The organism is Phocaeicola sp. HCN-6420, assembly GCF_037890145.1.
In the GTDB taxonomy this organism is placed as follows: domain Bacteria; phylum Bacteroidota; class Bacteroidia; order Bacteroidales; family Bacteroidaceae; genus Phocaeicola.
Genome location: NZ_JBBKBJ010000035.1, coordinates 24,153 through 36,256, shown reverse-complemented (window position 1 = coordinate 36,256; position 12,104 = coordinate 24,153). Strand labels below are relative to the sequence as shown.

The 12,104-nt window shown below is 40.6% G+C and carries 10 protein-coding genes; 3 read left to right on the top strand and 7 right to left on the bottom strand.

Annotated elements, in window-relative coordinates; genetic code table 11:
• Positions 1 to 399: 399 nt before the first annotated feature.
• From WKT12_RS14710 to mobV, 5 genes are all read right to left on the bottom strand, one after another.
• The gene (locus WKT12_RS14710) at positions 400 to 942 is read right to left on the bottom strand and encodes a hypothetical protein (protein ID WP_340320169.1); all 543 of its coding nucleotides are present in this window, start codon (positions 940 to 942) and stop codon (positions 400 to 402) included.
• Between the two features lie 104 nt (positions 943 to 1,046).
• Positions 1,047 to 2,552 carry a hypothetical protein gene (locus WKT12_RS14705; RefSeq protein ID WP_340320168.1) on the bottom strand — a complete coding sequence of 502 codons (1,506 nt, stop codon included), beginning with the start codon at positions 2,550 to 2,552 and terminating at the stop codon, positions 1,047 to 1,049.
• A gap of 25 nt (positions 2,553 to 2,577) precedes the next feature.
• Positions 2,578 to 3,270, bottom strand: a complete 693-nt coding sequence (locus WKT12_RS14700) for a DUF6939 family protein (RefSeq protein WP_134770777.1) — start codon at positions 3,268 to 3,270, stop codon at positions 2,578 to 2,580.
• A gap of 3 nt (positions 3,271 to 3,273) precedes the next feature.
• Positions 3,274 to 4,518, bottom strand: a complete 1,245-nt coding sequence (locus WKT12_RS14695; protein ID WP_340320167.1) for a DarT ssDNA thymidine ADP-ribosyltransferase family protein — start codon at positions 4,516 to 4,518, stop codon at positions 3,274 to 3,276.
• Between the two features lie 286 nt (positions 4,519 to 4,804).
• On the bottom strand, positions 4,805 to 6,112 hold the full coding sequence (gene mobV / locus WKT12_RS14690) for a MobV family relaxase (RefSeq protein ID WP_340320166.1): 1,308 nt from the start codon (positions 6,110 to 6,112) through the stop codon (positions 4,805 to 4,807).
• 485 nt (positions 6,113 to 6,597) lie between these two features.
• On the opposite strand from mobV, the gene WKT12_RS14685 reads away from it, so the two are divergent.
• Complete coding sequence (locus tag WKT12_RS14685) at positions 6,598 to 6,747, top strand: hypothetical protein (protein ID WP_182019460.1); 150 nt, start codon at positions 6,598 to 6,600, stop codon at positions 6,745 to 6,747.
• On the opposite strand, the gene WKT12_RS14680 is transcribed toward WKT12_RS14685, so the two are convergent.
• Together WKT12_RS14680 and WKT12_RS14675 are read right to left on the bottom strand one after the other, a co-directional pair.
• Positions 6,744 to 7,115, bottom strand: coding sequence for a hypothetical protein (locus tag WKT12_RS14680; RefSeq protein ID WP_057258643.1), 372 nt, complete (start codon positions 7,113 to 7,115; stop codon positions 6,744 to 6,746). The two genes, WKT12_RS14685 and WKT12_RS14680, sit on opposite strands and share 4 nt — an antisense overlap.
• Positions 7,112 to 8,341: a site-specific integrase gene (locus tag WKT12_RS14675; RefSeq protein ID WP_340320165.1), complete on the bottom strand. Its 1,230-nt coding sequence runs from the start codon at positions 8,339 to 8,341 to the stop codon at positions 7,112 to 7,114. The genes WKT12_RS14680 and WKT12_RS14675 overlap by 4 nt, the downstream gene beginning before the upstream one ends.
• Positions 8,342 to 8,640: 299 nt before the next feature.
• Here WKT12_RS14675 and WKT12_RS14670 point away from each other — a divergent pair, with 299 nt between their 5' ends.
• Positions 8,641 to 11,511 (top strand): golvesin C-terminal-like domain-containing protein, encoded by a 2,871-nt coding sequence (locus WKT12_RS14670; RefSeq protein ID WP_340320164.1) that lies wholly within the window; start codon positions 8,641 to 8,643, stop codon positions 11,509 to 11,511.
• Between the two features lie 105 nt (positions 11,512 to 11,616).
• On the top strand, positions 11,617 to 11,955 hold the full coding sequence (locus WKT12_RS14665; RefSeq protein WP_340320163.1) for a hypothetical protein: 339 nt from the start codon (positions 11,617 to 11,619) through the stop codon (positions 11,953 to 11,955).
• The last annotated feature ends 149 nt before the right edge of the window (positions 11,956 to 12,104 follow it).

The window sequence follows — 12,104 nt, the reverse complement described above, 5'->3', positions numbered from 1 at the left end:
GAATAAAATGTACTTTCACTACTTTTAGGTTAACATTACTCTATAACATAATAATAACATAACAGCCTCAACGTTAAATCATCCTACCTCATTTCTTACATTTCATAAGGTTATTCCAGAGATTTTCCGTAAATCTGTATAAGGAATATACCTCTTTGAAATCAAGAGAGTTAGAAGAATTACCACGTTTTGGGGTAATGACTTGGCAACCGTTCCAATTGCCGTAGTCTGCATCGCTTTGCTTGTTTGGGTAACTCTTACGGATGCAAAAATACAGAGAATATTTTAAATATCATTCATTTAGGGTGTATCTATAAGCATTGAGCTAATGAATAAAACAAGAATATCATTTTCTTATAATTTTCAGCAGACAAAAGATTCCCTATTGCCACTTTCCAATTATTCTATGATGCCGGGTTTCGGAATTATGTGTATAACAAATCGTTGGTTATCTTTATTCCCTCTAACATCAGGTTGAACTCTAAATTTACTTGATTGTCCGCTTCCTGAAATTAAAACTTCACAATTACCAAGTGTATCAAATTCAATACCATTATTTGACCAAAATTTAATCAAAGCCAATGCCCTTTCATAGCTAAGTTCATAATTCCTTGTATAATAATCTTTTGACGATTGTCCTTCTACGATAAGCATATATTGAGCTTCAGGGATTTTGTTCTTTGCACTATTCATAAAACGGACAATTGCTTGACCAGCTTTTAGTAATTTATCAAGCTGCTCTTGCCCTATATCATTGATGTTAGAACTATAGGTATTAAAAGAAACTTCAATGTCTTTTAATGTATGTCTTTTGAATTGCTCATCGTATTCGAAATACTTATTATCTATCTCTTTAATAGAATTGTTTAGTTCTTCAATTTTTCTGAGCTGCTCCTCTTTAGCGTTTACCTCCTTATCTAATTGTGTATTAATACCTTTCATCTTAACGACACACACTATAAATAGAACAAGCATAATGAAAAACAAGCTTGTCATGAGGTCAGAATAACTTAACCAGAAAGTATTACTTCTGTTTTTTGACATAATTACTTTTCTTCTTTTAAGTTTTTAATAGATTCTGTCATTGTTTCTATAGCCTTAAGAATCGATTTGTTTAACTCTATATCCTCAAGTTGAGCGTTATGAAAATCCGTTCTCAGATTTAATATTTCACCCTTCATATCCTTATAACATTCCGCTTGAACTTGCGTATATTGTATCATTATATCAAGCACTTCTTTCAGCTTATCAAATGTATCAAAGAACTCTTTGTTATTGGCGACAAAATTCTGAATGTGTTCCGTTGATGCTGTAAGTTGTGCTGACAAACTTTCTGAAACGTGCTTCCCCTCAGACATAAGCAAATCAAATTCCTTTCTCCAAATCTCCCTTGCTTCTGCTCCTGTCGGGAAATGGGTTGTTATTGCTTCTTGAAACTCTCGCTGAAGTTCGGTTGTTTTATTCTGATTACTTATCACAACAGAAAGTCCAGTGGAAAAATTTTCAAATTTGCCTATTAAGGTTTGTATTTGATTTATAACTCCTGACGTATTAGCTATTGTTGAATTTAACTGCTCTTGATATGTACGAAAAACAGTTAATGAATCAGCTGAATCTTTTAATTGCATAAAGGTTTCAGCAATCTTGTTTGCAGTTTGCGTTAAACTCAATTTGTTTATTTCTGCTAGAACTAAATGTTGTTTTTCCAAATTGTCGTTTAACAGTTCTGCTGAATCAGCATAAGCATCTAAATTCTTTCCAAATTTATCTACAAAGTGTCCTAATACTCCCTTTAATGAATTTAGGCTTGAAGCCATACTATTTGATAATAATGGCATTAATTCACGTCTTAGGAAATTCATATAATCTCCTTTACCGTCGTCACATTTACTTACAGCAGTCTTATATGTTACAGCACTATTATATACGGTAAAACCTAAGCCTAATAAACTTGCACACATAGCTACAACTATGCCGTATAATAAATGCTGTAATCCATTCAAGTTATTTGTGTTACCAAAAATTTGGTCAAAATCAACACCCAATAATCCTGTAATAATTCCTATAAAAGTGCCTGCAAGCCCTAAATATAGAGGAACATTAAGGCTATTTTGTATTTCATCCTCTAATGTTTCTTTTTGACTGTCACATATGTCTTCTAATACCCCTAAATCAGCACTTGTCCCTGTATTTTTGCACAAGTACTCATTCGTACAATTAATAATCATTTTAAATTTCTTATTGGAAGACTTACTTCCACCTTGAAAAACGATAAGTGATAAATCTGTATAATCTTTGCTTTCATCACCGTTTTCATCATTATGGCGTGGTGGAATGCTTTGCAAAAATTTCTGTAGAGATTCTTTGTTCCTTAATACACTTGGTGTAATAGACGTTTCTTTAAGCGACAGAGTGTCAACATCTTCAAACAAGTTATCAAGCTCTTTAATTTTTCCTTTTGTTTTAAGGAAACTACGAATTTGAAATATAATAACAGCAGCTACAACGATGACTGCGAAAATTAAACCGATGTATTCTTGTATCATTTCCATCTTTTACAAATTCTAATTGTTCAACTTATTCTTCAAACAGTTTTTTACTTTGTGCGCTTTTGCGTTCTTTTACCTTACGTTTTAGTCCTTTCTTTAGTTCTTTCTCCCTAACTTTCTTTGCATCCATTTCTTCCTGTGTCATTGGCTGGTAATCCTCTATGCCATTGGGGTATTTACCGTCAATGTATAATTTTACCAAACCTGCGTGTGACAATGGCTTTGAAATATCTCGAAAGTCTATATTTGTATTATAATCTAATAATACAATATCTTGAATTTTGCTTTGCGCTTTAATTCTTTCTATTACATGATGAACTTCGGGAACATTATCCAGTACCCATTTATACGTTGGAAGATAGATAAGCATTCTCGCTTCAAAGTATCCCAATAATTCTTTACTATAAGCTCCTTTACTGTGTCCTTTAGGCATTCCATATTTTCGTACAGTCCGTTTTAAATCTCGCATTGTATCATTTTTGAATGTCGCAAAATCCACGCCTGCATTCTCAAAGACTTTTAGTCCTTGCCACACCGCTTCGACACAGGTAGCCTTTAATCCGTCAGTAAAAGGAATAGGTATATTTCCATGTGGATAAAACGGACTCAATATTTTTGCATATCGCATCTCTGAATTAGAGGTAATATCCAGTATTACAGCGTTAGGATATTCTTCCTTTATTTTTTCTAATTTCCTTTTTTTGCTTTCTATATAAATCATAATTCAAAAATTATCAAGATTTACAATATATTTCTTTGGAACAAATGTCTTTACCATGACTTCTGCCTGATGAGGCTTAAAATCATCATCGTCTTTACGGACATAATTCCTTTTAGTAGCGTTAAAATTAACTCTTTTCAAATCATCTAATTCTCCTCCGTGAGTATGAAGTTTATCTGCTGCATTAATATCGGAAAACAGTGTACCTTTTAATAAGGCAACATCTACTTCAATTTTTAGAATGACTATATCGCTCCCCGATTGTTGTAAACGATAAGCCATAGGATGGTCATTACAAAAGCTCAAACGAACATAATCTTCTAAACCATATTTTTTATCTAACTCTTGTGAATCATAATCACCACCTTGACACGGAATAGTTATATTGTTTTTCTTGCAATAATGCCATGAGAATAGACCGCCATGCAATTTAATTGATGGAATATTTCGCCTATCTGTAAAATGATATAGATACTGAATACCATTATTATCCAATACTTGTTTGAAAGCAAACCAGTTTTCTTTTCGTTCAGTAGATAGGACTTCTAATCGTTTCCTTTCAGCTAACTCTGCTTGCTCTTTCTTTCTGGCTTCTTCGGCAAGCCTGTCTGCTTCCTGTTGTCGTTGTCTTCGTTCTTCTGCTATTCTTTTTTCATTCTCTATCCTTTCCTTTTCTTCTCTTTCTCTTTTTTTGCGTTCTTCTTCCTCTTTGCGTTTTTGCTCTTCGGCTAGCCTAACAAGTCTTTCATGTTCTATTTTTCTTTCTAATTCAGCTAAGGATTTCTGTAAAAAAATGTATCGTCTTCTTATGGACGGCTCTTTTGTACGCACTATTTCATGCGTAATTACATCCATTATTTGCTTTGCATCTTGAAGCTTTTGTTGCGCAATAAAGGTTTCAAGTTTATCTAATAATAACTTTACCTTTTCTTCTTGCACCTTTAATTCATGTGCTTCTTTTCTTAATCTGTCATCTTTTAAAGTTTGAAGAGAAGGTATATTCTCAAATTTACGCGGAGAAAAGACGCGAGTTTGTAATTCATCTTTTTGGGAAGGAGTATTTAAAGAATACCAATCAATTGGCGATTGTTTAAGTTTGTCCCTATTTTGCTTTACATGTTCTTTCCTTTTGTCAAGTTCATCATAAAGCGACTTAGAGGCAGATGGCTTGAGTTCACCATTTGCAGGGATTTCAGTTGGTGAACTATCATATAATCCAAATAGTTTTTTAAGCCATTTAAAAATCATACCATATATTTTTAACACGAAGCGTGAACTACAAATCGTTCACCTGTGTCGGAGGTCCTAGGAAACCTATACAAACAGATATAACAATAGCAGCCCACGCTATAGCGTGAGAACCACTATGCAATCATCGTTTGTATGTTTGGGAAATTTCCTAGGTTTCCGACACCACGATTAGCATAACGCTTCTTCTTTTTCTAATATGCCTTGGAAAGAGTTGTCTCAATCCAGCTACAAAAGTACAAAAACTCCGTGATATGTCACCAACTATCACGGACTTTATTTTGATTTACAACTTAATATCTCGATTTTGTTTTTTCGTTGGCAATCCCAATGCTTCCATATACTCGTCTTTCTTGCACCTGAACCAACTTACATGTGAAACGCCGTCTATTTTGAGGTCAAATTTTCCATCCGAAGTTTCTTTAAGTGAACAAATCGAACCATCAGTCTTAAAGAGCTGTCGGAATTCAGAAGAATAGAGTTTACCTTTAATGGTGACATCCTTGAACATGCACAGCTTTTTGATTAGCCCATCGCTAAAATTCAGAGTATCACGCAAAAACTTGATAGTAGGCATCAGCTTTTCCACATAAGGGAAGTAGCGTTTTACAAAATCCGTAAATTCCGACAGCTTTCGGTGCTGCTGTTCGTAAGCATTTTTCATTTCCTGTATCTGCTTGGCATGTTGTACCTCTCGTTGTACGGCTTCTTCTTCAAGTTCCTTTATGCGGTTTTGCAAATCTTCATTCCTGTGTTCAAACTCTTTCAGTTTACCACCACCGAAAATAGAACCGACCTTTGCCACGAATGCGGCTTTCGCTTCCGTCTTGGCTGCTTCTAGTTTCTCCGATTTGACCTCCTGCCTTATCTCGTCAAGCTGTTGCTCTGCCTGTTGCTGCTCGGTCTGTAACTGCCGCATGTTGGCTTCAAGTTCACCCGTCTTCCGTTTCAAATCACGGTAGTATTGGGCGGTTGTCGTATGGCGTGCTTCCGAGCCACGCACACCACGTTGCAAGCCATATTTCTCCATTGCTTTTGCGTAACTGTCGTGGTAGGCAACGAGTTTATCACGTGTCAGCACGTCATCGGCACACAGGCGCACGGTATTGGCTTTCTTGCGGTAGGAGCGTTTACCATCCTCCTGCTCCTTATTGGCTTTCCTTCGCTTTCCTGTTACTATCGGTACGACCGTGGCATGAATGTGCGGTGTGTGCTCATCCATGTGCAGGACTGCCGAAACTGTATTTTCCTTGCCGAATGTACGGTGTAGCCATTGCAGGTTGTCATCACACCATTCGTCAAGTCTGCCCCCGTCCTGTATTCTCGTCATATCCTCGTGCGTACCCGAAAGCACGATTCTAATTGCCCGCACTTGGTCGGGGGTTATCTTACGTTTGATACCTGCCGTACGGATACGGTGACTTATCGCTTCGGTACGGTCGGACACTCCATCAGGAAACTCCACCAGTTCACGGTTGAGATGTGTACGTGTCGAGTCGGCGTTCTTGGGTATGCTCTTACGTTCTATGTGGTCGGATGCGCCCGTGTCAGCCGAGCCTTTCGCTTTGTTGATTTGAATGCTTATATATCCCATACTTGTTTTTCGTTTTCAAGTTTGACAATTTGGTTTGTTGGTTTCCGTCTGCTGCGGTCATGCCGCATGGCAAACGGGGGTGTCCAGAGGTGTGTAACCCCGTTGGCTCATTGGGGCATTTTTAGCGGTGCTTGCACTGTGTAAAGGAAATGCCCTAATGAGCTATGGCTTTTCTGTTTCCAAAAGCCTATGAGAGTACCTTCTTCATATAGCCTCCGTCAATGCGGGTCTGGTTCACAATCTTGTAGAGAGTTGTACTTACGCGAATGAATTCTTCTTTTTTTTTCCATATTCTTGATACTGGTTTTAGTGTTGCCTACATCCTGTCGGCAACAGGTTAAACATGGTTGCAAAGCTACGGAAGTGTCGGCAAAATCTTGATACGCAGATCTATGCGGAACGGCGCAAAATAGGTCATGTCAAAAGAAAATGCAGTATAAACGTGTGGCTCTTTCAGGTAAAAGGAGATAAAAAAGCCCGAAGTCGTGGAATATGCACGTCTTCGGGGACTGGTTGTTGCAGATAATTACAGATTGACTGACGTACTGATTTACAGATTCAATGACTTCATGTCGTCACTACGTCAGATTAAACCGTTAATCATCAAATGGCTGAACATTAAAAGTTCATGCTAACATTCATACGGCATCCTGTTATTCATTGATACCAGCAGGACTTGTTCCTTTTTTCGCTGGCACAATCTTTCCAGCAGGACATTGCGAATCATTGCGGTACTTGACGTGTCAATACGGAAAGCGAGTGCCACCACCATCGGCAGGGCATACATGTCCGCATAATAGCCGTTGGGCAGCCTGATACGTTTTTCTGCTTCAAGAGGATTCAAAACTCCACACTTGTACACGGCACGGATGGCGGCACGGAGCGTCGGGGCGATTACCCCGAACAGTTCCACCAGCTCCATTTCATTCATCCATATATTACCTGTATCGGATGGTATGGTAATTCTACCATAGCTGTCCGTTGTGATTATTTCCCGTTTCATATCCCTGCCATTTTCACGTTTCCGAATGATTTGCTCAGTTTGTCGCCCAACATCGTGAGGTCATTATCCAATTTCTGCACGGTTATCTTCGCATAGATTTGCGTGGTCTCAATGTTCGTATGTCCCAAAATACGGCTGACGCTCTCGATTGGCATCCCTTTGCTGAGAGCCAGGGTCGCAAACCCATGCCTTGAGCAATGAAAGCTGATTTTCTTGGTGATGCCGCATTCCTTTATCATCTTTCCCATACGCTTGCATATTGACCAATAGTTGAGATTGGAAAATACAAGATTGTTTTCCTGAAAAGCTCTGTAACGCTCGATTATCTGCAAGGGAATATCCAGCAGCTTTACCTGAAAAGGCACACCCGTCTTGTGTCGTTTGGAAATAATCCATTTCTCACCGTTCACTTCCACAATCTGGTCGTTGCTTAATTCCTTTATATCCACGAATGAGAGGGCGGTAAAACTGGCGAAAACAAAAATATCACGGAGATAGGAGTTCTTGGGGTCTTTGAACTGAAATTCCATCAATGTTTTCAGCTCATTCTCCGTCAGATATTCACGTTCTTTCGTGTTCGGGCTTATATGAAACTGGGCAAACGGATTTCTCGGTATATGTCCGTTGAAATGTGCCCGCATCACCACACCTTTCAGCCACATGCAGTTTTCCCATATCGAACCGTTGTGCAGTCCGGCTTCGTTGGAAAGGAACACGGCGAACTCCTTGATGAAGTCGGGCGTAAGTTCAGGCATGGAGATGTCGTTCCGCTTGTAATGTGACCTGATGAATGCCGCCACATGGTTTCTTGCCCGTACCCTTGCCATATAGGTAGCCCTGACCCTGTCTTTTCCGACACGCTTCTTGAACACTTCATTTTCCTTGTCGAAAGCACCGAGCAACGTTTCATACTCACCGCCCAATCCCTGATAGGCATTGCGTACCATTTCTGCCGTTACATAGGTTTCACGGTCGGATATACGCTGATAATGCTTGATGATTTGAGCCTTGATGTTGTCAAGGGCAAGATTGGTTTCCCTCGCTTCCATACTCTTGCCCTTTGCCTTGTTCCCTTTGGCATCCCAAAGCTCTTTCGGGATAGTCCGCTTGCAGCTGAACTGTGCTACCGTACCATTGATTGTAACTCGTCCCATGATGGGGACAATTCCGTTCTTTTCCTTACTGCCGTTCACGTAGAACAGCACCTTGAATGTGCTTCTTGCCATACTCGTTTCTTTTTGGTTGCAAAACTATAAATCAACGAGTTACCTGTTGATAAGCAAAGCTGCGCAGAACGCCGCAAAATGAAACAGGGACTGTTAAATCTGCACTTTCATCGGGTAATGATTAGGAAACCGTTCTTTTGCTTTAATCTGCTTTAAGACGGTTTTCAACTGTCTGCCCAACTTCTGCGTTTTTCTTCTAACTCCCTAATTATCAAATTCTGTTGCGTTAATCTGCTGCAATTCGGCGGATATTCCAGAGATTTTCCGTAAGTTTGTCCCTCGACATAAAAACTTACATTATGAAACGAATTATTCTTGTATATATCTGCCTGCTATTGGGGGCAGCAGGACATCTGTATGCTCAAAGTCTGGAAAAGAACATCGAACAACGACTGACAGATTATTTTACAAACTATCAGACGAGTTATGCCCATATCGGTAAGTGCAAGCTCGATCATTTTACAGTCGACCATGAGCACAAGATCTTACAGGTATATGCTAACGATAATTTCGGCTACCAGCCGTTTACCGAAGAAAATACACAAGCCATTTACCGCTCACTCAAGCAACTGCTGCCAGGCCCGGTCAATTATTATCAAATTACTCTTTATGCTGACGGCCAGCCCATTGAGAATCTGGTTCCCAACTTCATGCGTAAAAAGGGGAAAGACAAAAGTCGCTTGTATGGTAAAATAGAATACAAAGGGGATGCATGGACGCAGAATATCTCAAAACCTTTTAAAGTCAGTCAGGGATTGCAGGACCGCCATATCGCCGTATGGCAAAGTCATGGGAAGTTTTACAAGAACGACCGCAACGAATGGCGCTGGCAGCGTCCGCGTCTGTTCGGTACTACCGAGGACTTATACACGCAGTCTATTGTAGTTCCTTATCTTATCCCGATGCTCGAAAATGCAGGAGCGGTGGTCTTTACGCCACGTGAACGCGACTGGCAGAAAAATGAAGTGGTGGTAGACAACAATACGTGTACTCCCGGCAGCCGGTATTTCGAAAAGAACGACAAGAAAAAATATGTGTGGAAGACTACTTCACAACCCGGATTTGCACAGAAGTATCTCCGATATCCCGACAACTACAATCCATTCCGCGACGGTACGGCACGCTTTATTCCTACCCAGTCGAAGCCGGAAAAAGCTTTTGCCGAATGGATTCCCAACATTCCCGAAACCGGGAAATATGCTGTCTATGTCAGTTATCAGACACTGCCCGAGAGTGTTTCCGATGCTAAATACCTGATTTTCCACAAAGGAGGGGTTACCGAATTTAAGGTGAACCAGCAAATGGGTGGTGGGACCTGGGTTTATTTAGGCACATTCGAGTTCGACAAAGGAACAAATGACTACGGTATGGTTGTACTAAGTAATGAAAGCTCGCAGAAAGGTGTGGTTTGTGCCGATGCCGTCCGCTTTGGAGGGGGCATGGGAAACATCATCCGTGGCGGGAACGTCAGCGGAGTTCCACGCTATCTGGAAGGAGCTCGTTACTGGGGGCAATGGGCCGGTATGCCGTACGAAGTGTACAGCAAGAGTAAAGGTGAAAACGATTATAATGACGACATCAATGCACGGTCGCTAATGACGAACTACCTGAGTGGCGGTTCAGTGTACAATCCTACAGAACAAGGACTGAAGGTTCCTTTTGAACTGACTTTCGCCATGCACAGTGATGCCGGCTTCAAGACTGATGACGCACTGGTCGGCTCACTGGGTATCTATACAACAGATTTCAACGACGGTAAGGTAAACAGTGGAGTTTCCCGTTATACGTCGCGCGACCTGACGGATATGGTGCTGACCGGACTCCAAAAGGATATCAGTTCCCGCTTTGGCATACAATGGGCACGCCGCAGCATGTGGAACCGGAATTATAGTGAAACTCGACTGCCGGCTGTTCCCTCGATGATACTCGAAACGCTTTCGCATCAGAATTTTGCCGATTTGAAGCTGGGTTATGAACCGGATTTCAAGTTTACGGTAGCCCGGTCGGTATACAAATCAATCTTGAAATACCTTGCAGAAATGCATCATAGCAGTTATACGGTTCAGCCGTTGCCGGTAAGCCATTTCGCCATCAGCGAAGGAAAGAAGAAAAATACATTCGAACTGCGCTGGACTCCTACCGAAGACCCATTGGAATCTACGGCAAAAGCGCAGGGATATGTAGTGTATACGCGCATCGGATACGGTGGCTTCGACAATGGTACGTATGTAAAAGGAACCAGTTTTACAGCCAAAGTAGAACCGGGTCTGATTTACAGCTTCAAGGTTACTGCGATCAATAAAGGAGGCGAAAGTTTTCCTTCGGAAATTCTGTCGGCATACAAGGCGAAGAGAAGTAAAGGAACGGTACTGATTGTAAATGCTTTCCACCGTACTTGCGGACCGGAATCGATGAATACGCTGATGATGCAGGGCTTCGACATTCAGTCCGATCCGGGGTTGCCTTACATCAGCACAACGGCATTCTGTGGTTATCAGCAAAACTTTAACCGTACCAAAGCCGGTATCGAAACGGAAGAGGGACTGGGATATAGTGGAAACGAACTGGAAGGTATACAGATTGCCGGAAATACATTCGACTATCCGTTTGTGCATGGAAAGGCTATTCAGATGGCTGGACGGTATTCATTTGTATCGTGTAGCAGTGAAACGCTCGAAAGTGGCTCTACCGATTTAAGCCCATATTACATGGTCGATCTGATTTATGGAAGAGAAAATAGCCCCTTGAACAAACGCATGCAGCAAGCTCTTACTGCATATTGCCGCAACAGAGGGAATTTATTTGTAAGCGGTTCTTACATCGGCAACAAACTGGGAGATACCAATTTTACCGGTAATGTATTGAAGTATACCTACGGAGGAAGCATGAAGCAGATGCGTTCGGGAGAAATTTTCGGTACAAACATCCGCTTTCAGATACCTCGCAGTGCCAACGAACAGACGTATGCCGTACCTGCGCCCGACTGTCTTCTTCCTGTCGGTCAGGCTTTTCCGGTATTCAGCTATACCGAAGGGAATCAATGCGCCGGAGTGGCATATAAAGGGGCTTACCGTACTTTTGTACTGGGATTTCCCTTTGAAAGCATCATGAAAGCCGAGCAGCGGACACATATCATGAAAGCGATGCTCAACTTTTTTGAAGCGAAATAATAAAATGGTTATACAGAACGGCAACAAATTCTTTTGTGTTCATGACTCTTTATTCATTTAATTTTTTACCTTTGCTCATGTAAACGTTAAAATTTAATCAAGACTATGTACACAATACAGACAAATGCCTCTGGCACACGTAGTATGGAAATATCGGAAGAGCATCTGAAAACCATTGAGAAATATGCTTTGTTCCAACAATTGATAGACAGCAATGGAATTGTTGATGAATCGGTTCTTGATAAACTGAAGTTGAATGTGCGCTCGCTCATCGCTTCTCAAACCGAAAACTGCAAGGACTTGCTGGATCTTTGCATTGATGTTATTTACCATAACAATATGAAAGCGTTTGGACTTCACCAGTTAATTCTGCTTTATATCAAGTGGGAAAACGAAAAGGCGGAGGAAGAAGAAAAGGAAGAAGAAGAAAAAGCTGAAGAATAAACATAGAAAAGAGCTTGTTTAAATTTTATACAGACCTGCTTTTAAAGGGTTTTCTTGTCTGCCGGCTTCTGCATATCGGGCTGGAAAATCTGAAGAAGAAAGTATGTTAAGAGTCTTATTGGGAAATTTAAACAAGCTCTAATCTTGTT